This window comes from Curtobacterium sp. ME26, from assembly GCF_903970945.1.
Lineage (GTDB): Bacteria > Actinomycetota > Actinomycetes > Actinomycetales > Microbacteriaceae > Curtobacterium > Curtobacterium citri.
Window position 1 is genome coordinate 1 of record NZ_CAJCKG010000008.1, and the last position, 26,293, is coordinate 26,293.

The following is a 26,293-nucleotide window of genomic DNA, read 5'->3' on the forward strand; positions in this document are numbered from 1 at the left end:
CCCCACGCGCCTCGCTCGCCGGCTCTCGCACGCCCGGGCGCCCGCCCCGCCGGGGCACCCGAGCCCCATGCCGCGGTCTGCTTCGGCTTCGCCAGGAACAGCGCCGCCACGATCGCCGCGACGAGCACGACGGCCGGCAGCACGAGCGACTGCCCCATGGCCGTGGCGAACGGCTGCTGCAGGAACGCGGGCAGTGCCCCGACCTGCTGCTCCGCGCCACCGCCGGAGGTGGAGCCCACACCGGACGGGAACTCCGCCGTGATCCGGGCCTCGATCAGCGCGGCGATGCCGGCCGAACCGAGCACGGCGCCGATCTGCCGCGTGGTGTTGTAGACGCCCGACCCCGCACCGGCGAGCGCCGGCGGCAGGTTGCGCGTCGCGGAGACCGAGAGCGGTCCCCACATGCAGGCGTTCGCGAGCCCGAGGAGCGCACTCGGCAGGAGCGTCCAGCCCCAGTCGGCACCCGACCAGAGGAGCGACCCGAACCAGAACAGCGCACCCGAGAAGCACGCGAGACCGAACGAGCCGACCCACCGCGGGTTCCACTTGTTCAGGTTCTTGCCGACGTACGGCGCGAGTCCCGCGGAGATGACCGCCTGCGGCACGAGCAGCAGGGCGGCCTGGGTCGGGCTGAAGCGCAGCACGTCCTGCGCCCAGAGCATGATCGGCAGCGCGAACGACGAGATCGCGACGCCGACGGCGGTGATGGCGATGTTCGCGAGCGTGAAGTTGCGGTCCTTGAACAGCCCGAGCGGCAGCAGCGGCTCGCCCTTCTGCACGCCCTGCCAGACGACGAACGCGGCGAGCACGACGATGCCGGTCACGATGAGCGACCAGACCGAGATCGGACCGGTGATGGTGCCCCAGTCGTAGGTCTCGCCCTCCTGGATGCCGAACACGAGCAGGAACATGCCGACGGCCGAGAGCACGATGCCGAGGTAGTCGAAGCGGTGTCCGTTGCGCTCGAACTGCGGCACGAAGCGCTGCGCGAGGACGAACGCGACGATGCCGACGGGGACGTTCACGAAGAAGATCCACTCCCAGCCGAACCCGTCGACGAGCAGCCCGCCGACGATCGGACCGACGAGCGAGGCGACACCGGCGACGGCGCCCCAGAGGCCCATCGCGGCACCGCGGTTCTGCGGCGGGAAGATCCGGGTGATGACCGCCATGGTCTGCGGCGTCATCATCGCGGCGCCGAGACCCTGCACGACGCGGGCGACGATGAGCACCTCGATCGACCCGGCGAGCCCGCACCACAGGCTCGCGAGCGTGAAGACGACGAGTCCGGCTTGGTACAGCACCTTCGGGCCGAAGCGGTCACCGAGACGGCCCGTGATGAGCAGCGGCACGGCGTACGCCAGCAGGTAGGCGCTCGTCACCCAGATGACGGCGTTGATGTCGGCGTCGAGGGCCTGGGCGATCGTCGGGGTGGCGACCGACACGATGGTCGAGTCGACGAGGATCATGAAGAAGCCGACGACGAGCGCCCAGAGCGCGGGCCACGGCTTCTTCCCGTGCTGCAGGTCGGTGGAGGGTGCGGTGGTCATCGAGTGGGGTCCTTGCTCGTGCTGGTCGGTTCGGTGTCGGTGGGGAGCGCCGGGCCGTCCCAGGGGACGTCCCCACGCTCGATGCGGTCCGCGGTCGCGGTGAGCCACTCGAGTTGCGCGGCGAGCATGGCACGGACGTACGACACGTCCAGCCAGTACCGAGGCGCCAACCCCTTGGCCTGGAGGCCCGTGGCGGCTTCGTCGTACTGCTCCAGTCGTGCGCGGATCGCCTCGGTGCGGGCGCGGAGGGCCGCGACGGCGTCCTGGTCGCTGAGGTTGTCGACGTGCGAGACCGCTAGGTGGAACTCGGGGTACTCGTCGGCGGGCTCCGCGACCATGCGCCGCAGCCCGGTCAGGAGCGCGTCGCGACCGGCGTCGGTGATGGCGTAGGTCGTGCGTTCGGGACGGTTGCCCTCGCGCGCGGTGCCGAGCTGTTCGGCGTACCCGAGGTCGACCAGGCGGCCGATCTGGTGGTACAGCGTGCCCGGACGGACCTTGACGTTCTCGTCCTCACGCCGTCGCAGCATGAGCTGGAACATCTCGTAGGGGTGCATCGGAGCCTCGGCCAGCAGACCGAGCGCGGCGTACGCGAGAGGCGTGAGCGACGTCATCCGCGCCTCCAGTCCGGTCTTCTGCTCCGACTATTCCAAATGGAATGTACGCCTTCGACCACTTCTCCACAACCGGCCCGGCGCGCCGTGCGCGCCACCTAGACTGGTCGCGTCCCACCCATCCCCGAAGTGCTGGAGTGAACACGTGCCAACGATCGTCGTCGAGGTCATGCCCAAGGCCGAGATCCTCGACCCGCAGGGCAAGGCGGTGGGCAACGCGCTCGCCCGTCTCGGCAAGGCCGACCTGACCAACGTCCGCATCGGCAAGCGCTTCGAGGTGACCGTCGACGGCCCTGTCGACGACGCGAAGCTGGCCGAGGTCCGCGAGATCGCGGCCGACGTATTCTCGAACGCCGTCATCGAGGACGTCGTGTCCGTGACGGTCGAGGGCGCGTGACCGCGATGCGGATCGGCGTCATCACGTTCCCGGGCTCGCTCGACGACCGCGACGCCCAGCGCGCCGTCCGTCTGGCCGGCGCCCAGCCCGTCGCCCTCTGGCACGGCGACCACGACCTGCAGGGCGTCGACGCGATCGTGCTCCCCGGCGGGTTCTCCTACGGCGACTACCTCCGCGCCGGGGCGATCGCGGCGAAGGCCCCGATCATGGCCGAGGTCATCGACGCCGCCGGCAAGGGCATGCCCGTGCTCGGCATCTGCAACGGCTTCCAGATGCTCGCCGAGGCACGCCTGGTGCCCGGTGCGCACACCCGGAACGCGCACCAGCAGTTCATCCGTCGCGACCAGAAGCTCCGCGTCGAGACCGCCGGTACCGCATGGACCTCCGGGTTCAGCGCCGGGCAGGAGATCACGATCCCGCTCAAGAACGCCGACGGACGCTTCGTGGCCGACGCCGACGAGATCAAGCGCATCGAGGACAACGGCCAGGTGGTGTTCCGCTACGTGGGCGTGAACCCGAACGGATCGATCGACGACATCGCCGGCGTCTCGAACGAGCGCGGCAACGTCGTCGGGCTCATGCCGCACCCCGAGCACGCGACGGAGGCGGGCTTCGGCCCGGACACCCCCGCCGCCATGGCCTCCGGCACGGACGGCCTCACCTTCTTCACCTCCGTGATCGAGTCGACGCTCGTCAAGTGACAGGGAACAACACCACCGTGACGACCTCCGTTCGCCCGAAGCCCGACACCGTCCAGGACGCCGCCGCCACGCCCGACAAGGAGCAGCCGTACGAGGCGCTCGGGCTCAAGGCGGACGAGTACGCGAAGATCCGCGAGATCCTCGGTCGCCGCCCCACCTCGGGCGAGCTCGCCATGTACTCCGTGATGTGGTCCGAGCACTGCTCGTACAAGTCGAGCAAGAACTACCTCCGGCAGTTCGGCAAGAAGGTGACGCCGGAGATGACGAAGAACCTCATGGTCGGCATGGGCGAGAACGCCGGTGTCGTCGACGTCGGCAACGGCTGGGCGGTGACCTTCAAGGTCGAGTCGCACAACCACCCGTCCTACGTCGAGCCCTACCAGGGCGCCGCGACCGGTGTCGGCGGGATCGTCCGCGACATCATCTCGATGGGCGCCCGTCCGGTCGCCGTGATGGACCAGCTCCGCTTCGGCGCGATCGACCACGAGGACACGCAGCGCGTCGTGCACGGCGTCGTCGGCGGCATCTCGTTCTACGGCAACTGCCTCGGCCTGCCGAACATCGGCGGCGAGACCTACTTCGACCCGGTGTACCAGGGCAACCCGCTGGTCAACGCCCTCGCGGTCGGCGTCCTGCGCCACGAGGACCTGCACCTCGCCAACGCCTCCGGCACCGGCAACAAGGTCGTGCTCTTCGGCGCCCGCACGGGTGGCGACGGCATCGGCGGGGCGTCGATCCTGGCGTCCGACACCTTCACCGAGGGCGGCCCGACCAAGCGCCCGGCCGTCCAGGTCGGGGACCCGTTCGCCGAGAAGGTCCTCATCGAGTGCTGCCTCGAGCTGTTCCGGGAGGACCTGGTCGAGGGCATCCAGGACCTCGGCGCCGCGGGCATCTCCTGCGCGACGAGCGAGCTCGCGAGCAACGGCGACGGCGGCATGCACATCTCGCTCGACGACGTCCTGCTGCGCGACCCCACGCTCACGGCGGAGGAGATCCTCATGTCGGAGAGCCAGGAGCGCATGATGGCGGTCGTCCGCCCCGAGAAGCTCGACGCGTTCCTCGCGGTGGTCGGCAAGTGGGAGGTCGAGACGAGCGTGCTCGGCGAGGTCACCGGCACCGGCCGTCTGGTCATCGACTGGCAGGGCCAGGAGATCGTCAACGTCGACCCGCGCACCGTCGCCGTCGACGGCCCGGTCTACGACCGCCCGGTCGCCTACCCGACGTGGATCGACGCCCTGCAGGCCGACGGCGCCGAGTCGCTCGAGCGCCCGGAGACGGGCCCGGCACTCAAGGCGCAGTTCCTGCAGCTGCTCGGCTCGCCGAACCTCGCGTCGAAGAACTGGGTGACGAACCAGTACGACACCTACGTGCTCGGCAACACGGCGCTGTCCTTCCCCGACGACGGCGGCATGATCCGCGTCGACGAGGAGACCGGCCTCGGCGTCACCGTCGCGACCGATGCGAACGGCCGCTACTGCCAGCTCGACCCGAAGCAGGGCGCCCGGCTGGCCCTGGCCGAGGCGTACCGGAACGTCGCCGTCACCGGTGCGGTCCCCGCCGCGGTCACCGACTGCCTGAACTTCGGCTCGCCGGAGAACCCCGAGGTCATGTGGCAGTTCTCCGAGGCCGTGGAGGGCCTCGCGGACGGCTGCATGGAGCTCGGCATCCCGGTGACGGGCGGCAACGTGTCCTTCTACAACCAGACCGGCACGACCCCGATCCACCCGACGCCCGTCGTCGGCGTGCTCGGGATCATCGACGACGTCGCGCTGCGCGTGCCCTCGGGTTGGCAGGACGACGGCCACAACGTGTACCTGCTCGGCACGACGAGCCTCGAGCTCGACGGGTCGGCGTGGGCCGGCACCGTGCACGGGCACCTCGGCGGTCGTCCGCCGGCGGTCGACCTCGCGCAGGAGAAGGCCCTGGCGGACCTGCTGCACGCGGCGTCCGGCGAGCAGCTGCTCACGAGCGCCCACGACCTGGCGGACGGCGGCCTCGGCCAGTCCCTCGCCGAGTCGGTCCTGCGCTTCGGCATCGGCGCCCGGGTGGTCCTCGACGAGCTCGAGGAGCGCGACGGCGTGGACACGGCGACCGCGCTGTTCTCCGAGTCGACCGGCCGCGTCATCGTGACCGTCCGGCGCGAGGACGACGTGCGGTTCCAGGGCCTGTGCGACGGCCGCGGCTTCCCGGTGCTGCGCATCGGCGTGACCGACGCCTCGTCGGGCACGCTCGAGGTGCAGGGCGCGTTCGAGGCGTCGATCGAGGAGCTGCGCGGCACGCACGCCGCCACGCTCCCGGCGCGCTTCGGCGACGTCATCGTCGAGGACGTCACCGAGGGCTACGTCGGGCGCGGGCCGCTCGACGACCACGGCTCGTTCTCGCCGCGCACCGACAGCTGACGCCGACCGCCCCGAGCGCCGGCACCGCAGGAAGGCACCGACCGCATGCCGATCGTCACCCTGCCCTTCGTCGAGCTCGTCGACCGCTTCGGCCCCGTGCCGGACGGCGTCGAGCTCGACGTCTGGGACGTCGAAGGCCCGTACGCCCGACCGGACGACGTGGCGATCACGCTGCTGCCGTTCTACTTCGCGGGCCGACACCGCTGGGAGTACGTGCACGACCTGCCGAACCTACGGCTCCTGCAGCTGCCGAGCGCCGGGTACGAGCACGCACTCCCGCACGCTCCGGCGCACGCGCAGGTCGCGAACGGCCGCGGCATCCACGACGACGAGACCGCCGAGCTCGCGGTCGGTCTGGCGCTGACCTCGCTCCGCGAGATCCACACGTTCCAGGCCGACCGCGCCGCCGGGGTGTGGGACGTCCGCACCACGCGGTCGCTCGCCGATCGTCGGGTGACGATCGTCGGGTACGGCGCGATCGGAGCCGCGATCGCCACGCGGTGCGAGGCCATGCGCTGCGACGTCACGGTGGTCGCGCGGACCGCCCGCAGCCAGGACGGCCGGCACGTGCACGCGTTCGGCGACCTGCCGACCCTGGCGGCGGACACGGACGTCCTCGTGCTCATCACCCCGCTCACCGAGGAGACCGAACACCTCGTCGACGCCGACCTGCTCGCCGCCCTGCCGGACGGCGCCCTCGTGGTGAACGTCGCCCGCGGACGGGTCGTCGACACCGACGCCCTGGTGGCGGAACTCCGGCGCGGTCGGCTGTCGGCGGCGCTCGACGTCACCGACCCCGAGCCGCTCCCGGCCGGGCACCCGCTGTGGACGACGCCGAACACCGTGCTGACCCCGCACGTCGGCGGGAACACGGACCTCAGCGTGCCGCGGACCCTCGAGCTCGTGCGCCGGCAGGTGGCCGCGCTGGCCGAGGGTCGCCCCTTCGCCAACGTCGTCCACGGCTGACCGCCCTCCCGGAACCGCTGCGCCGGAGCTGAGCCGCTGCGCCGGAACCGCTGCAGCGGACCCGGGTCCCGCGTCAACGCAGCGGCAACGCCATCCCCAGGCTCGGCGCGACGTCCTCGAACCCGAGCGACCGGTACAGCCGCTGCCCGGGCGGGTCCCCCACGAGCGTGACGTACGCCCCTTCCGGCGCGCGCGACCGGATGTCCGCGACCAGCCACTCGACGACCGCCCTCCCGAGGCCGCGGCGCTGGTGGCCCGGGTCGGTCGCGATGTCGGCGATGTGGAAGTACCAGCCGCCGTCCCCGATGACCCGGCCCATCGCGACGGGGACCCCCTCGGCGTCCACGACGTGCACCGCGGACCAGCTGCCCGCGACCGCACCGGCGCCCTGCTCGGTCGTCTTCGGCGACAGTCCCGAGTCCCGTCGAAGCCGCAGGTAGTCGTCGAGCGGCGGCGGCCCGACGACGAGTCGGTACCCCGCCGCGAGCGATGCCGACGTCGACGACCCGGCGGTCACGAGCGCGCGGGAGTCGGCACCGGGACGATGCACGTCGGCGTCCCGACGGCGATCTGCGTCACCGCCGCACCGGGCACGCCGTCGTCACCCACGGGCAGGACGGCGATCGCGTCCGACATCTGGTTCGCGACGAGCAGGTACCCAGGCACCTGCGCGAAGTGCCGCGGCCACGTCCCGCCGCACGACGCCGACCCGACGACCGCGAGCCCGTCGTCCGCGGTGTCGAGCACCACGATGACGTCCCGGCCCCGGACGGCGACCACGACCCGGCCGGCCGCGTCGACCTCGACGTGGCTGAGGAGGGACTCCCCCACCGGGCCCGCGAAGGCCGCCACGGAGGCGATCGGGCGGAGCGTCCCGGAGTCGTCGCGACGCAGGCGGTGCACGCGCCCGTCGAGCTCGCCGGCGACGACCAGGTCGGCCCCGGCACCGGCACCGTCGCCGCCACCGGCACCGAGCCACACCATGTGCCGCGGTCCGACCCCCGGTGCGAGGTGGTGTACGCGGACGAGGTCGATCGCGGGTGCGGCGGTCACACGGAACTCGTGGAGGGCGTCGCCGCCGAGGTCCGCGACGAGCACGGTGCCGTCGGGCGTCGCGATCGACTGGTGCGCGTGCGGCCCCTCCTGCCGGTCCTCGACGGGCCCCTCGACGTCGGGCAGCACGCCCGTGACGATCGCGGCCTCGGGGACGACCACGCGGTCGCCGCTCCCGTGCGTGCCGACGACGGCGTCGCTCGCCGTGACCGACGCGGCGTGCGACTCGGCGGCCTCCAGCGAGACCGCGGTCACGGTGCCGGACACGTAGTTCGCGACGACGAGCGCACCCGACGGGTCGACCCGCACGTGGCACGGGGCGTCGCCGCCGGCGTCGGCGTCCCAGCGGTGCTCGAGCGTGCCCCCGGCGTACCGGAAGGCGGAGACGCTGCCGTCGGCCACCTCGGACACTGCGTAGACCCGGTCGCCCGAGGCGGCGAGGAACGACGGGTCGTCCATCACCGCGGCGGTGTGCGCGGTGGTGCCGTGCACGACCGAGATGCCGGTGGCGTTCCCGCCGCCGGTGGCCGTGTAGGACCCGACGAGCAGGTGCAGGTCGTCCAGCGCGGCATTCACTCGGCACCACCGGCGATGCGCTCGTGGTGGTGGATGACCTCGGCGACGATGAAGTTCAGGAACTTCTCCGCGAACGCCGGGTCGAGGTGCGACTCCGCCGCGAGCTGACGCAGGCGGGCGACCTGGACCTGCTCACGACCGGGGTCGGCCGCGGGCATGCCCGCCGCGGCCTTCAGGTAGCCGACGCGCTGGGTGTACTTGAAGCGCTCGGCGAGCATGTGGATCACGGCGGCGTCGATGTTGTCGATGCTCTGCCGGATGCTCGCCAGCTCGGCGACCGCATCGTCGTGGACGGGCGTGGACTCGTCGGCACTCATGTCCCGAGCCTATCCGCGCACCCGGTCGACGAGCACTGGTGTGACGGACCCGGGTCGGCGCCGTCCCTGGGCGGGACCTGAGCACCACCCAGGGGCTGCGAGAATGGGGACCATGTCGGTCCTGCTCGTGATCTCGGGTGTGTGTGCGGTCCTCGCGGGCCTCGTGCACGTGTACATCTTCTTCCTCGAGTCCGTGGCGTGGACCAGTCCGCGTGTCCGCCGGATCTTCGGTCTCGCCTCGGAGTCCGAAGCGCTGGCCACCCGCTCCCTCGCGTTCAACCAGGGCTTCTACAACCTGTTCCTCGCGATCGGGGCGATCCTCGGTGTCGTCCTGGTCCTCGCGGGCAACGGTGCGACGGGCTGGACGCTCGTCGTGTTCTCGACCGCGAGCATGCTCGGCGCCGCGGTCGTCCTCGCCGGCACGGGCCGCCGCTACCTCAACTCGGCGTTCGTGCAGGGCTCGCTCCCCCTGATCACCCTGCTCTTCGCCTTCATCGGCTCCACCTTCTCCGCCGCGTAGCCCGTGCCGTCCGCACTTCCGACGGCCGTTGGTCGTCCTGAGATCGCCATGGCCGCGAGGAGCCCGAGGTAGAGCATCGACGGCCTGTCGGCCTCGATCCAGTTGAAGCCACCGACGGCGACACAGAGCGCGGCGAGGGCGCCGACGGCGGCCCCGGCACGACGTTGCAGTCCCAGGCAGAGAACGGTCGCGATGAGCCCGACGAACAGCGACAGTCCCGGAAGACCGAGGCTCAGGAGCAGTTGGTAGTAGGAGTTCTCGACGATCTCCGGCGTCCCGAGGGCCTGGAGGAGACCGTTGGACGTGCCGGGTCCGGACCCGAGCCAGTGCATCGACGCCGCGGCGCGGAGGACGACCGGTCCGATCTCACCACGCTGTTGCGCAGAAGCGATGCCGCTCCACGATTGCTGACGCTCCTGGAACTCGGGGCTCGCGAGGATCATCAGGCCGCCCGCCACGAGGGTGAGGAGGCCCAGGGCACGACGACGTGACGTACCGTGTCCGCTTCTTCCGACGTCCTCACGGGTCGACGGCGCCGACAGGACCACCGCAGCCCCCACGGCAACGGCGATGAGTCCGCCTCGGCTCACCGTGAGCAGCAGACCGACCAGTCCGAACGCGGCTCCCAAGAGCGATCGACGGCTTCCCTCGTGGACGTAGCGCCCGAGCGCCAGGGTGACGCCGATCGCGAAGAACAGCGAGTTGGACAGCGGGTGCCCGAGCGTCGTCGTGATCCGGTAGGAGCTCCAGTGCTGGAGGATCGGGTACTCGCCGCTCAGGAACAGGGTGCCGTAGAGGGGATTCGACTCGAGCAACCGTTCCACGACGCCGAACCCCGTGAGTCCGACGACCAGCACGATCCAGGTCGTCGTGGTCCTCCGGACCTCCCGTTCGGAGAGCGACCTGCTGAGGAGCGGTACGAGCACGAGCACGACGAGCGAGGTGCTCCATCCGGCGGACCGGACGAGTGAGATGCTCGTGATGGCCCCGACCGTCAGCCACACGAGCAACGCCAGGGCCAGGACCACCACGAGCTTCGGGACGCCGGACTGCCGCGGCCCGCCCCGCACCGCCCACACGAGCACGACGACCGCTCCGGGACTGCCGACGGTGACTACTTCGGGAAGACCAGTCCAGCCGATCGGTACGAGCGCGGTCACCGCGAGCCCGATCGGGAGCAGCAGATCGACCCGCACGAGCAGGAGCAGGACGACGAAGAGGACCGCCGCGGTCATCAGCAGGATCGCGGTCATCGCGTGTTCGTCATCTCGGGAGTCACGTCAGACCGGTTCGGCGCGCGGTGGGGCGCACGGAGCGCGACCCACCACGCCAGCGCCGCAGCCGCGGTCGCTCCTGCCGCTCCGTCGGCGCCCAGCCATGCGGTCGCCACCGGCGTGCACACCGCAGTCATCACCGCGGCGAGGACGCTCGCGAACACGATCCGCTGGTGTCGCCGGACCAGGAACAGTCGCTGGATCTCGGCGGCGCTCATCATCGTGCAGAAGTACGCGGGAACCAGCGCCATCGCGACCACGACGTCGAGGTCGTGCCCCGGCCCGAGGAGCACAGGAAGCGCCCACGGTGCGACGAGCAGCACCACGAGGGTCGCTGCGCCGAACGAGGTCGCGAGCAGACCGACCACCCGCACCGGCACCTGCGGGCGGGACAGGTCGACAGCACGACGACTCGCCACGAACTGGTAGCCGACGCCGACCGCGGTGATCGCCTCGCACACCCGAGCCGTCGGGACGAACCTCCCGGTGGCCGGGTCGCCGAGGAAAGCGCTCAGGGACAGCGGCGCCGCCTGACCCACGAGCGTGAACGCGATCGCGACGCCGACCCCGGCAACCAGGGCGAGCGGTGACGGCGCGACGATCGGCCCGCCGGTCTCGGGTTTCCGGTGGCCGCTCGGGCGGTCGCACCAGACGACAGCGCAGGAGAGCAGGGCGCAAGCGATCGCCGCCCACAGGAGCGCCGTGAGGACACGTCGCAGGTCACCGCCACCGCTCGCTGCCAGGACCACCACTGCTCCCAGCCGGACGACGGGCGACACGACGAACGCGAGGCAGGCCCCGAGTCCGGGACGTCCTGATCCGCGGAGGAGGTGCATGACGATGAACGGTGCCAGTCCCGTCGTCGCGAGCAGCGCGGTGGTGAGCCAGACCGCGACGTCACCACGGACCAGAGCGACGCAGACTGCACCGACGAGCCCCGATGCAGCCAGCGCTGCGGTGCACAGTGCGGTTCGTCGCCAGGTCCGGACCGGGTGCAGGACGGCGCCGCTCGCGACGAGGTCGGCGATGGCCGAACCCACCACGCCGCCTACGGAACCCGACACTCCGATGACGAGGACGAACGCGCCGAAGTCACCGACGTTCAGGCACCGGGCCGCGGGGACGAGCACGGCGAGCGCCAGGAACCGCGACACGAGTGACGACCCCGCGACGACGGCGCCCGTGGTCAGCGCGCGACGTGCGGCGGGAACCCGAGCAACCACACCGCTCACGGTGTGCACCCCAGGACGCCCCAGACCGCATCACGGAACTTCCGCTGGTTGCGGATCGCCGACGCACGAGCGGTCCGTACCGCCGCCAGGCGTTCCTCCGGATCACGTCGGTCCTCCGCTTCGAGGGCGGCGAGCAGCGACGTCGGGTGGGTGAGCGCGGTCGCCCGGCCAGCCACGTGCAGGTGCCTCGCGAACCGCATCTGGTGGTCGTCCACGTGCTCTCCGGCAGCTCGACTCCGGCCCGCGACGATCGGCCACGTGCCGGCGTCGAGTGCGCCGAAGACGTTGCCCGGGCTGGCCTGGGAGACGAGGACGTCCGCCCACTCGAGGTGACGCCGCATCGAAGGGGCGTCGAAGTACCGTTCTGCAGTGAGGACGCCGGGTACGTCGTCGGGGAACGAGCCCACCCCGTACTGCACGACCCACTGGTCGGAGGACCGGAGCCGTCCGGCGCGAGCGACTTCGTCGAGCAGACGTTGGAACGTCTGCTCGTGTGTCCCGACGGACACCATGATCTTCATCGGCTCGGGCTCACTTCCGTGCGGCGGGGGAACTCGACGAGCTGCTCCGGCCACTGCGCGACGAACGTGTGCGTCACCGGCCGGACCAGGCGAGCGGTCAGCGTCGGGTTGTCGAGTCGGTCGATGCACTCGATGAAGACGTTGCGCGTCCGGAACAGGAGGCGCCCCACCCAGAAGAACGGGACGGCGCCGGCAGCACCGCTGCTCACGATGATGTCGGGTCGCTCGGTCCTGAGCACCCGGAGCGCGATGCGCAGGTTCTTGAACAGTGCCGTGACGCTCCGGTTGGTCGGCCAGTGGAGCCCGTGGACACGGAATCCCTCGAGCTTCGCCACCGCGTCAGGCTTGAGGAAGGTCGCGACGGCGACTTCGACGCCCTCCGGCGGGGGGACGAGTGCCAGCAGTTGGTCCAGGTGACCCCCACTGCTGCAGACGAAGAGCACCCGCTTCACCGCGAGACCTCCGCCCATGCGGCGGAGCGCTGCTCCCACTGGACGACGGCCGCGTCCACACTGAAGGGCGCCACGTACGCGGCACAGTCCTCGGGCGTGGGACGCGGACTGTCGAGTCGGGTCTGCAGGATCCGTGCGAGGTCCCCGACCCTGCCGACCGGGTACAACTCGAGCAGGTCAGGCCGCACACCGAGACGGGACCGCATCTCGACGGGCCCGATCGTGTCGGAGGCGACCACCGGTGTACCGATGGCGAGTGCTTCGAGCACCACGGCACCCCAGGCCTCGCTCCGCGAGCTGTGGACGAGGAGGTCGGCTTCCCGGACGAAGCGGTGCGGGTCCCGCACGCCACCCGTGAGACGGACGGTCAGCCGGCCGGTCGGGTCGTGGAAGCCGGCGAGCTCCGCGGCCAGGGGCCCGTCGCCCACGACGGTCCACCGTACGGGCCGATCGAGCGTCCGCAGGGCTGCGAGCGTGACGTCGAGCCCCTTCAGCGGGACGAGGCTGCCGACCGAGACCACCTCGGCTCGACCGGTCTGCCGGGCTGCTCGGTCGAGGAGTGGTTCGTCTCGCAGGGCCGGGTCGACCACGACGGGGGTGACCACGGGGCGCCGTGCGAGGCGGTAGGTCCGCTGCATCCGCTCCGCGACCGGGCTCGAGTTGGCGACGACGTACTGCCTGGAGCGGAAGACGGCACCGACCACGTGTCGCTTCAGCCGCCCGAGAGGGATGAATTCGTGGTGTGCGGTGGGGTCGAGGTCTTCGCAGTAGACGAAGGTGTGTCGGACGGCACGTGCCCGCCGGTCGATGAGGGCACACGTCAGCACAGCGGACCACAACTTCACGATGACGAGGGCCGGCGGGAGGTCGGCGAGGATGCGTTCGAGGCGGAACGCGACCTGGAGCGTGCGGACGTGGCGCTCGATACCGAGCACGTGCAGGCCGATGCGTTCGTCGAGGTCAGCGGCGAGGCCGCCGCCGGATCCGAAGAGGACGACGTCGACCTCGTGCCCTCTGCTGACGAGCGCGTTCGCGACGATGACGGTCTGTCGTTCCGCGCCGCCGAAGCGCAGATGTGGTTGGACGAAGATGAACCGGGACATACCCCTCCTGACGTGTCGTATTTCAATACTACACGTCAGGAATATCGCCCTGGGCGGGAGGCGCATTGCCGGCCCGCACCGCGCCTCCCGTCCGTCAGCGGCACCACGGGACGACCGCACACAGCAGGAGACGCCGGGCCGCCATCGCGACCCGGCGTCTCCTGCGCACTCCTCCTGCGGTCGGCGTCAGCCGACCTTCTTCGCGAACTCCTCCGGCAGCCGGTCGAGCGCCCACTCGATCGCGGCGGTCGTACCGAGCGAGAACGCGGCGGACACGTCCGGGTCGTCGACGACGATCGAGTGCCCCGCCTGCACGGACGGCACCTTCTGGAACAACGGGTCGGACTCGGCCTTCGACGCCTCGACGTAGATCGGCAGGATCACCGTGAGGTCGGCGTCGAGCAGGTCGAGGTTCTCCTCGGACAGGCTCACCGAGAACGCGTCGCCGGCCTGCTGGTCGATCGCCTTCGGGATGGTGAAGCCGAGCTGCTGCATGAACGTCGAGCGACTGTCCTTCGAGGCGTACGCACCGAAGCCGTCGGCCGTGTAGGCACCGACGACGGCGGTCTTGCCGTCGAACTCGGGGTGCGCCTTCCGCGCGGCGGCGTAGGCGTCGTCGAGGTCGATGAGCAGCTTCTTGCCCTCGGACTCCTTGCCGAGCGCCTTCGCGACGAGGTCGACCTGCTGCTCGGTGGTGGTGAGGTAGTTCTCGCCGCCCTTCGGGATCGCCACCGTGGGGGCGATCGCCGAGAGCTTGGCGTAGCGGTCCTTGTCACCCGAGCTCTTGGTGTCGAGGATCAGGTCCGGCTTGAGCTTCAGGATCTGCTCGTAGCTCGGCTCGAGCGTCTGGATGATCGCCGGCTTCTTCGTGTACGCGTCCTCGAGCCACGGCCCGACGCCGTCGCCACCGAAGGCGAGCCAGTCGCTCGCACCGACGGGCTGCACGCCGAGCTCGAGCGCCGTCTCGGCGTCACCCCAGCCGAGGGCGACGACGCGCTTCGGCTGCGACGGGATCTCGGTCGTGCCCAGGGCGGTCTGGATCGACACGGGGAACGCGCCGCCCGAGCCGGACGCGTCGTCGGAGGCCGCAGGCGAGGACGAGCCGGAGCTGCAGCCGGCGAGGACGAGGGACGCGGCGACGACGGCACCGGCGGCCGCGAGCACGCGGCGGACGCGGCGCGCAGAGGGGGAGGTTCGGATCACGCAGGTAAGGCTACCCTAAGCAGGGCTCCCGCGGAGGGTGGGCCGCTAGGCTCCGGACCCGTGGAGTACACCGACACCGACCGCACCCGGCTGACCGTCCTCGGCTCCCCCGTCGCGCACTCGCTCTCCCCCACGCTGCACAGCGCGGCCTACGACGTGCTCGGGGTCCCGTTCTCGTACGGGAGGCACGAGGTCGCCTCCGGCGGGCTCGACGCGTTCGTCGCGGGGCTGGGCCCCGACTGGCGCGGACTCAGCCTGACGATGCCGCTCAAGCGCGAGGTCCTCCCGATGCTCGACCGCACGACCTCGCTCGTCGACGAGCTCGGGGTCGCGAACACCGTCGCGTTCCGGCAGGAGGGCGACCGGGTCGTCACCGCCGGTGCGAACACCGACGTCGAGGGGATCGTCCGTCCGGTCGAGGCCCTCGGGCACCTGCCGGGCGAGGCCTCGATCCTCGGCGGCGGCGCCACCGCGGCGAGCGCCCTCGCGGCGGCGGTTCGGCTCGGGGCCGTCGACGTGCGCGTGTTCCTCCGCGACACCGCGAAGGCCGGGCCGCTGGTCGACCTGGCCGTCCGGCTCGGGGTCACGCTCGAGGTCCTGCCGTTGGACACCCTGCCGGGGACGCGGCACGGGTTCCTCGTGTCGACCCTGCCCGGCGGCGCGGCCGACGAGCTCGAGCTGCTGCCGTCGGGGTCCGACGCGGTGCTCTTCGACGTCGCGTACGAGCCGTGGCCGACCGCGGCGGCGAGCCGGTGGAGGACAGCGGGCGGGCGCGTGCTCAACGGGCTCGACATGCTGACGGAGCAGGCGATCGGGCAGATCCGCTTCTTCCTGACCGGTGACGATGCCGAGATGCTGCCGGACGAGGCCGCGGTCCGCCGGGCGATGCGGCTGTCGGTCGGGCTGCCGGAGACCATCGGCGTGTGAGCGGATGACGGTCCGGCGTATCTAGAATTCTGGATGTGTACTCCCGTCCTCGCCGTCGTCGCCGACTCCGTCGCGTCCGTACCGTCCTCCTCGCGCTCCTCGCCGTCGGCGCACTCGTCCTGACCGGAACGGTCACGTGGCGGCTCGCTGGTCCCTACCCCTCCGGGTCGTGGGCGTCGCTCGACGACACCGACCGGACGATGTTCCGGCAGCTCTCCGAGCAGTTCGAGCGGGCGCAGCGCGACCCGACGGGGATGTGGACCGAGGACTACCACTACGAGGAGCAGCCGTTCGTGCTGCTCCGCACGTCGGGCCCGTGGAAGCTCGACTGGTCGTACGCGTACCTCGTGAACATGAGCGACCGGACCGACGTCTCCGGGATGCGCCGCGTCGAGCTGCCCGGGATGCCGCTCCTCGACGACGTCCGCGTCAGCAAGCGCTTCGCGTTCTCCGAGCCGTGGCTCCACGTGAAGTCGCAGTTCGGGAACATCGAGGTGGACGGGAACCGCGTCCTGGCGTTCAAGTTCCACCCCGGGATGTTCGGCGACGACGTCCCGACCGACGAGGACTTCCGGCACTTCGGCGCCCACGAGCACTTCCACGTGGCCGTGCAGGGCATCGAGCCCGGAGACCCCGGCTACTGGGACTACGACGACGGCGGTCGGCTCGAAGTGCCTGCCTCGTCGGAGCACCGGCGGCTGCTCCGCGCCGAGATGGCCGCCCTGACCGCGGCGACGGCCACCGACGACCCGGCGGCAGTCCGCCGCGCGGCGACCGACGCGGCACGGCTGCGGCTCGCCCGGTACGAGCGGTGGCCGGGGCTCCGGCGGCAGGACGGCATCGAGACCGTCGAGGGCACGGCGGTGTACTTCGAGGAGGCGGTGAACGACGATGCTGCGACGGCCGACGCCCCGACCCTGCTCGACGTCTTCGACGAGTACGCCGACGTCATGGTCGACCGGGACCTCTACTACTCCAGCGGACTCGCCGTCGGATGGGCGCTCGACGTCCTCTCTCCCGGGTGGCGGGCCGAGCTGAGCGAGCGGGCGCCGACCGACCACCCGACCCTGTTCGACCTGCTGACGGACGCGCTCGGCGGCCGGCCGGCCATCCCGGGTGCCGCCGAGTGCGACGAGCTGGTCGCGCGCTACACCTGACCGTCGACCGACGACCGGCGGCCCTGCTCGCGCCGCGGTCAGCCGCGGGAGCGGGCCTCGGCGTCGAGCAGCGCCACCGAGACGTCCCAGAGCCGGTCGGCAGCGACCGGGTCGAGCGCCCACGGCAGCACCCCGTGCAGACCGTCGACGATCCGGTCGACCACGTCGGCTTCGTGGCAGTCCTCGAAGTAGCGGCCGGTCACGCCCGCGAGCTCCGGCGCGGTCGCGAGCAGCACGGACGTGGCCGCGCCCTGCTCCGGCGTCTTCACGACGTCGGCAGCGGACTCCATCGTCGCGGCCAGGACCTCCGGGTCCCAGTGCTTCTGCAACCCCGTCCAGATCCCGCCCGGCATGCAGGCGTTCGCCGTGATGCCGTCGTCGGCCCACCGCTGCCCGACCCCGACGGCGAAGAGCACGTTCGCGGTCTTCGACTGCGCGTAGGCGAGCCCGGGCTCGTACCGGCGACGGCGGAAGAACAGGTCCTCGAAGACGACGGGCGAGCTGCCGTGGCCGCTCGACGACACCGAGACGATCCGTGCGTCGTCGGCGGCGGCGAGTGCGTCGTGGAGTCCGAGGGCCAGGGCGAAGTGCCCCAGGTGGTTCGTGGCGAACTGCGACTCCCACCCGGCCGGGGTCGACGACTGCGGGCTGTCCATCACGCCCGCGTTCGCGACGAGGACGTGCAGCGGACCGGACCAACGGTCGGCGAAGGCCTCGACCGATGCCGGGACGTCGAGGTGCAGCGCCTCGACCGCGGGGGCCGGACGGCCGGTGGTCCCCGCGATGTCCTCGGCGGTCCGGGCGCCGGCGGCGGTGTCCCGCACGGCGAGGGTGACGGTCGCGCCGGCTCCGACGAGGGCCCGGGCGGTCTCGACGCCGATGCCGGAGGACGCCCCGGTGACGATCACCGTGCGGCCGGTCAGGTCGATGCCGTGCAGGACCTGCTCGGCGGTGGAGTGCGCGCCGAATGCGGCGAGGTCACGGTCGGTCACCCGTCCGAGTCTGCTCCGTGGAGGCAGTCGCCGTCAGGCGACGACGCCGTCGACGTAGAGCCAGCGGCCCTGCTCGCGCACGAACTCGCTGGTCTCCTCGAGCGTGCCGCGCTCGTCGTCGGAACGCCACCACGCACGGAAGGCGACCGTGCCTCGGGTGTCGAACGGGCCTCCCGACCGGGTCGACACGATGTCCAGCCGCGTCCACCGCTGCGTCGGGTCGAGCGTCAGCTCGTCCGGGCGGGCGCTCGGGTGCCAGGTCAGCAGCAGGTACTCGGGCAGTCCGAGGGCGAACGCGGTGAAGCGGGAGCGCATGAGGCGCTCGGCGGTCGGCGCCGCGGCACCGGCGTGCAGGGGGCCGCAGCACTCGCCGTAGGGGTTGCCGCTCAGGCAGGGGCAGCGCTGGTCGTGGTCGGGGAGCACCTCGGCACGGTAGCAGCGGCGGACGCCCGCAGACCCGGCGAGTACAAGTGACAGGTGTTCATGCTCGGCTGGCGGGTCTTCCGCGCGCTCCTCGGCGACGTCGTCGACCCTGCGCGAGCACGGCGAGCCGCGTGGATCGCCGGCGCCGTCGCGGTGGTCGTGCTCGTGGTGTCCGTCGTGACTGATCGCGCCACCGGCTGGGCCGGGTCCGGTGGCGTACGCCCGGTGCTCACGGTCTCCTTCGTGACGATCGGGGCCTTGGCGCTCGTGTTCGCGTGCTTCCCGACCGCTCGCGCGGCTGGTCCCGACCTCCGCATCAACGGGCGGCAGGTCCGACCTGACCAGCAGCTCTCCGCACGGTCGACCGTGCAGCCGTACCTGTCCCGCCGGCAGCGTCCCGTGGCGCCGGAGGACCGCGCGATCGTGCTCAACGACGTGCCGCTCTTACAGCGCGGGCTGGTCTGGCGGCTGTCACGGCTCACGCCCCTGCTCGTCGGCCTGGCTTGCGGCAGTGCAGCGGTGCTCGTCTCCGGAGAGCGGCAGCCCCTCGTCTTCCTCTGGCCGTTCTTCTACCTGTTCCTGCTGCCGGACCTGGTGGTCCGCATCGGCCGGGCCGAGCGTGCCCGCCTCGCGGCGCTGGCAGCGGACCCGGCCCCGACGACGACGGAGGCAACCCCGTGAGCCGATCGGCGTACGAACTCGGGTGGCGGGTGTTCCGCGACCGCTTCGACACCGACGTCCCGCCGGACCGCCTGCGACGCGCGGTCGGGATCGGGATCCTCGTCGGGGTCGCGACCCTGGTCGTCCTCGTCGTCGTGGGGCTGTCGGTCGGCTGGCCGGACCTCGCCGGTCCCGCGGGGTGGATCGGTGCTGTGCTCCTCGCGGTGGGGATCGGCGGCTTCGCCGTCGCGTGCGTCCCGCTCGTGCCGCGGCCGCCCGACGCGACGAAGCTCTTCTGGTCGGGTTCGGTCATGCAGGCCCCGGAGCGCACCGAGCGGTACTTCGGCGGAGGACCGGCACCGACGATCGCGCCCGCCGATCGCGACGAGGTCCTGCGGGACGCCGAACTCGTCCAGTCGGGACAGGTGCCGGACACCTTCCGCGGCTTCGTCGTGACGGTCGCCGGTCTGCTGGCGGCGGTGTCCCTCCTGGTCCTCGACACACACGTCCAGCTCTTCAGCTTCGTCTCCCTGTTCCTGGTCGTCCGGCTCGTCCTCGGGCTGGTCCGGCTCGGGCGGATCGAACGGGCCCGCATCCTGGCAGCGTCGCTGCCGGAAGTGCCACCGGCGCCCTCGCCGGGCGGCACTGCCGGGAGCCGGCGGACACACCGTCCGGCACCTCGCGGCTCGAAGCTCGGCCTGCCCGACGACTGACCCGGCCCGGCCGTCCCCGGCCCGCTGTCGGCCCCGCCGGGCACACTGGTCGCATGTGTGGAAGGTTCGTCGTCTCCGACACCACGGCCGATCTGCTGCCCGAGCTCGTGGGTGAGCTCGCTGCGCGCACCGAGCACGTCGACGAGGACACCGGTGAGGTCCACGCCGGCCTCCCCCCGAGCTGGAACGTCGCTCCGACCGACCCCGTGTACGCGGTCCGGCAGCGCCACGGGCAGCGCGAGCTCCCGCAGATCAGCTGGGGCTTCGTGCCGAGCTGGGCGAAGGACTTCCGGAAGCAGCGTCCGAAGCCGATCAACGCCCGCATCGAGACGGTCGCCACGAGCGGCATGTTCAAGCGGGCGTTCGCGACGAACCGCTGCATCGTCCCGGCGCTCGGCTACTACGAGTGGGTCGTCCGCGAGGACGGCAAGGAACCCCACTTCGTGCACGAGCCCGGCGGTGCGCTCGCGATGGCGGGCATCGTGAGTGCCTGGCCCGACCCGACCAAGCCCGAGGACGACCCGGACAAGTGGCTGCTGTCGCTGGCGATCATCACGCGGGACGCCCACGTCGCGCCGGGCGAGGTGCACGACCGCATGCCGGCGTTCCTCACCCCGGACGGCTACGACGACTGGCTGGACGGCGGCCTGGGCTCGGACGACCTGCTCGCGCTGCTCGACCACGAGTCGATCGCGGTCGCTGCCGGACTCGAACAGTACGAGGTCTCGCGCGCGGTCAACAGCGTGCGGAACGACGGCCCGCAGCTCATCGAACCTGTCGGGTGAGCCCCATCGGGTGAGCGCGCCGCGCCACCGGCCATGGACGACGGACGGGAGGCCCGGATCACGTGCGCCTGTCGGCTGACGTGATCCGGGCCTCCCGTCCGGTGCGCGGGCTGGGCCGCTCAGGACCTCAGTCCTGCGAGCGTCGACGCACCCCCGTCGCCACGGCGACGTCGTCGCCGTTCCGGCGACGGACCACCAGGAACGCACCGGCGAGGACCATCGCGAGGGCCGAGAGCCCGAGCCCGACGAGCCCGGTGGTGCCGGTGAAGGCCAGCTTGGCGATGTGCGTGGCGGCGGCGAGCCCGGTCGGGTAGTAGACCTCGAGCGTGGCGCGGACCACCTGCGCCGCGGTGTCGGCGACCGTGTAGTCGATCGACGTGCGGGCTGCCCAGCCGTGCTCCGGGGTGAAGACGACCTGCCCGCGCTCGACCTGCCAGGTGCCCATCCCCCGCACGACGACCCGGTCGGTCTGGGCGCCGGTGGTGGGGTCGACCAGGTGCAGCGTCGACGGCACGAAGTGCGCTCCGCCGCTGGCGTGGTCGTTGTCGATCGGACGGATGGTGACGGCGTGGTCGACCTTGCCCGTTGCCGAGTCGTCGGTGGCGGTGGCCGCCGCGACGACGGTCATGGTGGCGGTCGCGGTCGTCGTCTGCCCGGAGGCGTCGGTCACCGTGTAGGTGAACCGGTCGGTCCCGGTGAAGCCCTCGGCGGGCGTGTAGACGTACGAGCCGTCGCGCTGCACCGTGACCGTGCCGTGGGCGGGCTTCCGGTCGAGTGCGGCGGTCAGGCCGGTGCCGCCGTCGTTGCCGAGCAGGCCGTGCCGGGCGTCGCGGGCGACCGCGGTGCCGGCGACGGTGCGGGCGCTGTCGGCCACCGCGTCGATGCCGACCGTGACGGTGACGACTGCCTCGGCGTGCTGGCCCTCGGCGTCGACCACGTCGTAGGTGACGGTGTCGACCCCGGAGAAGCCGGCGGCCGGGGTGTAGACGAAGGTGCCGTCTGCGGCGATCCGCACGGTGCCGTGCTGGGCACGACCGACCGAGGCGACGCGGAGCGCCGAGCCGTGGTCGTTGCCGAGCACGCCCGGCCCCGCGACCGTGACCGACTTGCCGGCCGTCGTGCGGGCGGCGTCCGCGCCGGCGGTCGGCGTCACCGTGATGGTGACGATCCCGGTCGCGGTCGAGCCCTCGGCGTCGGTGGCGGTGTACGTGAACGTGTCGGTGCCGGAGAACCCGTCGGCCGGCGTGTACACGTACGAGCCGTCTGCCGCGAGCTCCACGGTGCCGTGCTGCGGCTTCCGGTCGAGCTCCGCCCGGAGACCCGCGCCCGAGTCGTCGGCCAGGACGCCGGACGAGGCGGGCACCCGGAGCGTGCCGTTCGTCGTCGTCGCACCGCGGTCGGCGGTCGCGACGGCACCGACCAGCACCGTGACCGTGGCGGTCGCGGTCTGCCCGGAGGCGTCGGTGACGGTGTAGGTGAAGGTGTCTCGGCCGGACCAGCCCGCGGTGGGCGTGTAGACCAGCGAGCCGTCGGCTGCCTGCGTGACCGTGCCGTGGCGCGGCGCCGTCGTGCCGGTGACGGTCAGGCCCGAGCCCGCGTCGTTGCCGGTGAGGGTCCCCGCGGCGATCGGCAGCGGGGTGCCCGAGGCGGTCTGCAGGACGTCGTCGGCGGCGGTCGGGGCGACGCGGACCGTGACGGTCGCCGTGGCGGTCGAGCCGGCACCGTCGGTCACCGTGTAGGTGAAGGTGTCCGTGCCGGACCACCCCGCGGCCGGCGTGTAGGTCACGCCGGCGTCGGTGACGCGCACCGACCCGTTCGCGGCCGCGCCGACGCCGGTGACCCGGAGCGCGGTGCCCTTGTCGTTCGCGAGGACGGGGACGTCGACGGGGGTGTCCGTCGTGGTCGTCACGGCGTCGTCGACGGCCTTCGGTGCGACGGTGATCGTCACGGTCCCGGTCGTGGTGGTGCCGGAGCCGTCGGTGATCGTCACCTCGAAGCCGTCCTTGCCCGAGAAGTCGGGTGCGGGCGTGTAGGTGTACGAGCCGTCCTTCCCGACCTCGACGGTGCCGTGCTGCGGCTGCGTGTTGTCGGTGACCGACAGGTCGGTCCCGGTGGCACCGGCGAGCGGGCCGCGGTCGGCGGGGACCACGAGGGTGCCGTCGGCCGTGGCGTCGGCGTCGGACGCGGCGACCACGGGGGTGATCGTCACGGTGACCGTGCCGGTCGCCGTGTTGCCGTTGGCGCCGGTGACCTGGTAGTCGAACGTCGCGCGGCCCGAGGTGCCGGGCGCCGGGGTGTACGTCACGGTGCCGTCGACGTTGCGGACGACGGTGCCGGCGCTCGGGTTCCCGACCGCGGTGACGGTGAGACCGGTGCCGTGGTCGTTGCCCGTGAGGTCCGCCGAGGTGACGGTGACGGGCTGACCGGCCGCGGTGCGGATCCGGTCGTCCTCCGTGCGGGGCGTGACCGTGATGGTCACGAGGCCGGTGGTCTTCGCGCCCGATGCGTCCGTCGCCGTGTAGGTGAAGCGGTCCGAGCCGGACCAGTCAGCGGTCGGCGTGTACGAGTACGAGCCGTCGGCGGCCAGGTCGACCGTGCCGTGCAGCGGCGGCTCGTCGAGCTCCGCGGTCAGGCCGGTGCCGGAGTCGTTCGCGAGCACGCCCCGGTCGACCGGGACGGTCAGCGTCGTCGAGGCCGGGACGGTCGCGCGGTCGTCGGCTGCGCGCGGTCCGACCACGACGACCACCCAGGTGGAGTCGGTGCGGCCCGCCGCGTCGCGGACGTCGTACCAGAAGGTGCCGCTGCCCGAGAAGCCGTCGGCGGGGGTGAAGACGGCGTTGCCGTCCGCGTCGAGCGCGACCGAGCCGTCCGTCGCCCGGCTGACGCCGGTCACGGCGAGCCCGGTGCCGGAGTCGTTGGCCGTCAGGTCCGCCGCCGCGACGGTCACCGGCGTGCCGGCCGACGTCGAGGTGGTGTCCGGACGGGCGCGCGGCGAGACCGCGACCGTGACGGTCGCCGGCTTCGACGTGCGTCCGGCGCCGTCGGTCACCGTGTAGGTGAAGGTGTCCGTGCCGGACCAGTCGCGGGCCGGGGTGTACGCCAGCGTGCCGTCGTCGTTCCGCACCACGGTGCCGTGGGCCGGAGCGGTCGCCACCGCGGCGGTCAGGCCCGAGCCGGTGTCGTTGCGCAGGACGTCGACCGCGACGGGGGCGTCCGCGCCGGTGGCGGCGCGGTCGTCGGCCGCCGTGGGCACGACCACCACGGTGACGGTGCCGCTGACGACCGTCCCGGTGCCGTCGGTCGCCTGGTAGGTGAAGGTGTCGGTGCCGGAGAAGCCGGTGGCGGGCACGTAGGTGTACGTGCCGTCGGGGTTCAGCGTCAGCGTGCCGTGGTCGGGCTGGCTGTTGGACCGGACCGTCAGGTCGGTGCCGCGGTCGTTGCCGAGGACGCCGTCCGCGCGGGTCGTCGCCGTGGCGGTGCTGCCGGCGGGCAGGGTGATCGTGTCGTCGACCGCCGCGGGCCGCACGAGGACGGTCACGGTGACGGTGTCGCTCTTCCCGTTCGCGTCGGTGACGGTGTAGTCGAACGAGTCCCCGCCCGAGTACCCGTCGGCCGGCGTGTACGCGTAGGAGCCGTCCTTCCCGACGGTGACGGTGCCGTGCGACGGCTGGGTCGACCCCGTGACGGCGAGGCCGCTGCCCTGGTCGTTGCCGAGCAGGCCCGGTGCGGCGCCGGTGGCGGGGCCGCCGGCGTCGACGGTGATCGAGTCCGCGCCCGCTGCGGTCAGGACCGTCACGGTGACCGTGGCGGTCGTGGTCGTCCCGTTGCTGTCCCGGGCCGTGTAGGTGAAGGAGTCGGGGCCGGAGTAGCCGGCTGCCGGCGTGTACGAGTACGAGCCGTCCTTGCCGAGCACGAGGGTGCCGTGCGACGGGTCGGTGTGGTCGGTGATGGTCAGGTCGCTGCCGCCGTCGTTGGCCAGGAGGCCCGTGGCTGCGTCCGCCGTGGCGGTCTGGCCCGCGCGGGCGGTCACCGTGTCGTCCGCCGCGGACGGCTTCACGGTCACGGTGACGGTGCTCGTCGAGGTCTGCCCCGAGGAGTCCTTCGCCGTGTAGGTGAACGAGTCGGTCCCGGAGAACCCGGCGGCCGGGGTGTACGTGTACGAACCGTCGGCCGCGACGCTCGCGGTGCCGTGCGCGGGCTGCGTGTTCGAGACGACGCTGACGCCGGTGCCGCTGTCGTTCGCGAGCACGCCGTCCGAGGCGCCCTTCGTGACGGCGGTCCCCGTGGTGGTCGTGGCGGTGTCCGGGGCGGTCGCGACGTGCGTGGCCCGCACGGTGTTCGCGAAGGTCACGACGACGTCGGTGCCGTCCGCGCTCGTGGCGCTCGGGAAGTCGAAGCTCGCCGTGTTGCCATCGCCCTGGGCGATGACCGCGCCGGAATTGACGTTCTCGGCGCGCCAGGTGGTCGCGTAGTTCGCCAGGTCGGTCGTGCCGGCGGCGGTCTGGGTGACGGTGTACTTCGTCTTCGGAGTCGTCAGGATCGCACCGGCGCGCTTGGCCTGCACTCCGTCGGCGGTGCCGTCGGTGATCGTGCTGTTGCCCTCGGTGGCCTCTCCGACCGCGCCGGTCTTCGGGTCGACGGCGGCGGCCTTCAGGGCGAACTGGTCGCCCGACGCCCAGCGGTGGTCGACGCTCGACTGCGCCGCGAGCGTGTTGGCGTAGTTGCACGAGGCGAGGTCGCTCGGCGTGTAGCCGCCCGCGATCGGGATCGTCGTCCCGACCTGGTTGCCGGTCGCGGGGTCGACCTTGTAGACCGACGAGCCCACCGACGCGAAGAGGTAGCCGTCGGCGGAGAAGGCGATGCCGGGGCTGCCGGCGGCGTTGGCGTCGATCGGCAGCGTCGACACCAGGGTGGTCTTGAGCGCGGCCGTGCCTGCGGTCGCCGGGACCGTCTCGACGCGGCGGATCTGGTTGCCCGTCACGACGAAGAGCAACCCGCCGGTGCTGAACGCCATGTCACCGTTCTTGCCGGCCAGCAGGCCGTCGATGGTGCCGACCTGACCGATCTTCGTCCCGGTCTTCGTGTCGTACGCGCCGAGGTACGCGGGGGTCGCACCGCTGGCGTAGTAGTAGATGCCGGTCGCCGGGTTGATCGCACCGCGGAGCAGCTGGCGGTTGCCGCCCGGGTCGGCGTTCGTGACGTCGGCCGTGCGCGCCCCGTTGACGGCGTCGTACCCGGTGATGGTGTTGCCGCCGTTCACGGCGGCGTAGGCGGCGACACCGTTGCGGGCGACCGCGAGGGCGTTGTTCGCCGGGTCCATCGTCGCGATGTTCGTGACCGCACCGGTCGTCGCGTCGATCGCCGCGAGCTGGTTCTGCGTCGTGTTGATCGCGTAGAGCGTGTTCTGGTCGCAGGACAGCGCGGACGCGGCGACGGCCGGGTCCGCCACGACGGCCTGCGTCACGCCGACGGCGCCGAGCAGGGCGACGCCGAGCATGGCGACGGAACGGATGCCGGGACGGCGGCGCGCGCGAGAGCGCGCGGGCACGGCGGTGCCCTGGTGCACAGGCAGCATGAGTCACTTTCGGGTCGAGACGATGCCGACGCCGCTTGCATGACGGTCCGTGCAGAAGGACGGTCGCTGACGTCCCCTCGATCCTGACAGGAACGGGCGTTCTCATGGGGTCACTTCCGGTCCCCAGTAGGGGGGACCACTCGTTCTGGGGGTGGGCCCGTACCGGTCCGAGGGGGGCCACGCACG

The 26,293-nt window shown here is 72.1% G+C and carries 24 protein-coding genes; 10 read left to right on the forward strand and 14 right to left on the reverse strand.

Going from position 1 to position 26,293, the window contains the following annotated elements:
• Together H7A69_RS04820 and H7A69_RS04825 are read right to left on the reverse strand one after the other, a co-directional pair.
• Positions 1-1,526 (reverse strand): DHA2 family efflux MFS transporter permease subunit (locus H7A69_RS04820; RefSeq protein WP_182046107.1); only part of this gene is annotated, 1,526 nt, incomplete at its 3' end.
• Positions 1,527-1,546: 20 nt separating this feature from the next.
• Positions 1,547-2,161, reverse strand: a complete 615-nt coding sequence (locus tag H7A69_RS04825) for a PadR family transcriptional regulator (RefSeq protein ID WP_069712426.1) — start codon at positions 2,159-2,161, stop codon at positions 1,547-1,549.
• A gap of 145 nt (positions 2,162-2,306) precedes the next feature.
• On the opposite strand from H7A69_RS04825, the gene purS reads away from it, so the two are divergent.
• Genes purS through H7A69_RS04845 form a run of 4 tightly spaced genes read left to right on the forward strand, consistent with a single transcriptional unit; the run spans position 2,307 to position 6,624 of the window.
• A complete protein-coding gene (gene purS / locus H7A69_RS04830) occupies positions 2,307-2,558 on the forward strand; it encodes a phosphoribosylformylglycinamidine synthase subunit PurS (RefSeq protein ID WP_069712425.1) in 252 nt (83 codons plus the stop codon).
• 5 nt (positions 2,559-2,563) lie between these two features.
• A complete protein-coding gene (gene purQ, locus H7A69_RS04835; RefSeq protein WP_182046108.1) occupies positions 2,564-3,259 on the forward strand; it encodes a phosphoribosylformylglycinamidine synthase subunit PurQ in 696 nt (231 codons plus the stop codon).
• A gap of 17 nt (positions 3,260-3,276) precedes the next feature.
• Positions 3,277-5,658: a phosphoribosylformylglycinamidine synthase subunit PurL gene (gene purL / locus H7A69_RS04840; protein WP_259346086.1), complete on the forward strand. Its 2,382-nt coding sequence runs from the start codon at positions 3,277-3,279 to the stop codon at positions 5,656-5,658.
• A 45-nt stretch (positions 5,659-5,703) separates the two neighbouring features.
• Positions 5,704-6,624: a 2-hydroxyacid dehydrogenase gene (locus H7A69_RS04845; protein WP_182046032.1), complete on the forward strand. Its 921-nt coding sequence runs from the start codon at positions 5,704-5,706 to the stop codon at positions 6,622-6,624.
• Between the two features lie 73 nt (positions 6,625-6,697).
• Here the strand turns inward: H7A69_RS04845 and H7A69_RS04850 are convergent, their stop codons facing one another.
• Genes H7A69_RS04850 through H7A69_RS04860 form a run of 3 tightly spaced genes read right to left on the reverse strand, consistent with a single transcriptional unit; the run spans position 6,698 to position 8,570 of the window.
• Positions 6,698-7,174 (reverse strand): GNAT family N-acetyltransferase, encoded by a 477-nt coding sequence (locus H7A69_RS04850; protein WP_259346087.1) that lies wholly within the window; start codon positions 7,172-7,174, stop codon positions 6,698-6,700.
• On the reverse strand, positions 7,138-8,253 hold the full coding sequence (locus tag H7A69_RS04855) for a lactonase family protein (RefSeq protein ID WP_182046033.1): 1,116 nt from the start codon (positions 8,251-8,253) through the stop codon (positions 7,138-7,140). The genes H7A69_RS04850 and H7A69_RS04855 overlap by 37 nt, the downstream gene beginning before the upstream one ends.
• The gene (locus H7A69_RS04860; protein WP_069712421.1) at positions 8,250-8,570 is read right to left on the reverse strand and encodes a chorismate mutase; all 321 of its coding nucleotides are present in this window, start codon (positions 8,568-8,570) and stop codon (positions 8,250-8,252) included. Before H7A69_RS04860 ends, H7A69_RS04855 begins: the two co-directional genes overlap by 4 nt.
• A 112-nt stretch (positions 8,571-8,682) precedes the next feature.
• Here H7A69_RS04860 and H7A69_RS04865 point away from each other — a divergent pair, with 112 nt between their 5' ends.
• Entirely contained in the window at positions 8,683-9,090 is a 408-nt protein-coding gene (locus H7A69_RS04865; protein WP_182046034.1) for a DUF1304 domain-containing protein, read from the forward strand.
• Here H7A69_RS04865 and H7A69_RS04870 read toward each other — a convergent pair.
• The 6 genes from H7A69_RS04870 to H7A69_RS04895 form a co-directional block, all read right to left on the reverse strand.
• Positions 9,003-10,343, reverse strand: coding sequence for an O-antigen ligase family protein (locus H7A69_RS04870; protein ID WP_182046035.1), 1,341 nt, complete (start codon positions 10,341-10,343; stop codon positions 9,003-9,005). The genes H7A69_RS04865 and H7A69_RS04870 overlap by 88 nt on opposite strands.
• Positions 10,340-11,587 (reverse strand): hypothetical protein, encoded by a 1,248-nt coding sequence (locus H7A69_RS04875; RefSeq protein ID WP_182046036.1) that lies wholly within the window; start codon positions 11,585-11,587, stop codon positions 10,340-10,342. The genes H7A69_RS04870 and H7A69_RS04875 overlap by 4 nt, the downstream gene beginning before the upstream one ends.
• A gap of 5 nt (positions 11,588-11,592) precedes the next feature.
• Positions 11,593-12,117, reverse strand: a complete 525-nt coding sequence (locus H7A69_RS04880) for a glycosyltransferase (protein ID WP_182046037.1) — start codon at positions 12,115-12,117, stop codon at positions 11,593-11,595.
• Positions 12,114-12,587, reverse strand: a complete 474-nt coding sequence (locus H7A69_RS04885) for a UDP-N-acetylglucosamine--LPS N-acetylglucosamine transferase (protein WP_220456192.1) — start codon at positions 12,585-12,587, stop codon at positions 12,114-12,116. Before H7A69_RS04885 ends, H7A69_RS04880 begins: the two co-directional genes overlap by 4 nt.
• Positions 12,566-13,672, reverse strand: coding sequence for a glycosyltransferase (locus H7A69_RS04890; protein ID WP_182046038.1), 1,107 nt, complete (start codon positions 13,670-13,672; stop codon positions 12,566-12,568). Before H7A69_RS04890 ends, H7A69_RS04885 begins: the two co-directional genes overlap by 22 nt.
• Before the next feature lie 186 nt (positions 13,673-13,858).
• A complete protein-coding gene (locus H7A69_RS04895; protein WP_259346088.1) occupies positions 13,859-14,875 on the reverse strand; it encodes an iron-siderophore ABC transporter substrate-binding protein in 1,017 nt (338 codons plus the stop codon).
• Between the two features lie 60 nt (positions 14,876-14,935).
• Between H7A69_RS04895 and H7A69_RS04900 the strand changes: the two genes are divergently transcribed.
• Positions 14,936-15,802, forward strand: coding sequence for a shikimate dehydrogenase family protein (locus tag H7A69_RS04900; protein WP_182046039.1), 867 nt, complete (start codon positions 14,936-14,938; stop codon positions 15,800-15,802).
• 35 nt (positions 15,803-15,837) lie between these two features.
• Positions 15,838-16,959 carry a hypothetical protein gene (locus H7A69_RS04905; RefSeq protein ID WP_182046040.1) on the forward strand — a complete coding sequence of 374 codons (1,122 nt, stop codon included), beginning with the start codon at positions 15,838-15,840 and terminating at the stop codon, positions 16,957-16,959.
• 38 nt (positions 16,960-16,997) lie between these two features.
• Here the strand turns inward: H7A69_RS04905 and H7A69_RS04910 are convergent, their stop codons facing one another.
• Both H7A69_RS04910 and H7A69_RS04915 read right to left on the reverse strand, forming a co-directional pair.
• Entirely contained in the window at positions 16,998-17,951 is a 954-nt protein-coding gene (locus tag H7A69_RS04910; protein ID WP_182046041.1) for an SDR family NAD(P)-dependent oxidoreductase, read from the reverse strand.
• Positions 17,952-17,984: 33 nt separating this feature from the next.
• Positions 17,985-18,374: a YchJ family protein gene (locus H7A69_RS04915; protein WP_182046042.1), complete on the reverse strand. Its 390-nt coding sequence runs from the start codon at positions 18,372-18,374 to the stop codon at positions 17,985-17,987.
• Positions 18,375-18,428: 54 nt separating this feature from the next.
• On the opposite strand from H7A69_RS04915, the gene H7A69_RS04920 reads away from it, so the two are divergent.
• Genes H7A69_RS04920 through H7A69_RS04930 form a run of 3 tightly spaced genes read left to right on the forward strand, consistent with a single transcriptional unit; the run spans position 18,429 to position 20,532 of the window.
• Complete coding sequence (locus H7A69_RS04920; protein ID WP_182046043.1) at positions 18,429-19,055, forward strand: hypothetical protein; 627 nt, start codon at positions 18,429-18,431, stop codon at positions 19,053-19,055.
• The gene (locus tag H7A69_RS04925; RefSeq protein ID WP_182046044.1) at positions 19,052-19,747 is read left to right on the forward strand and encodes a hypothetical protein; all 696 of its coding nucleotides are present in this window, start codon (positions 19,052-19,054) and stop codon (positions 19,745-19,747) included. Before H7A69_RS04920 ends, H7A69_RS04925 begins: the two co-directional genes overlap by 4 nt.
• 53 nt (positions 19,748-19,800) lie before the next feature.
• Complete coding sequence (locus H7A69_RS04930; protein WP_182046045.1) at positions 19,801-20,532, forward strand: SOS response-associated peptidase; 732 nt, start codon at positions 19,801-19,803, stop codon at positions 20,530-20,532.
• A 127-nt stretch (positions 20,533-20,659) separates the two neighbouring features.
• Here H7A69_RS04930 and H7A69_RS04935 read toward each other — a convergent pair whose 3' ends face one another.
• Positions 20,660-26,080: an Ig-like domain-containing protein gene (locus H7A69_RS04935; RefSeq protein WP_182046046.1), complete on the reverse strand. Its 5,421-nt coding sequence runs from the start codon at positions 26,078-26,080 to the stop codon at positions 20,660-20,662.
• Positions 26,081-26,293: the final 213 nt, after the last annotated feature.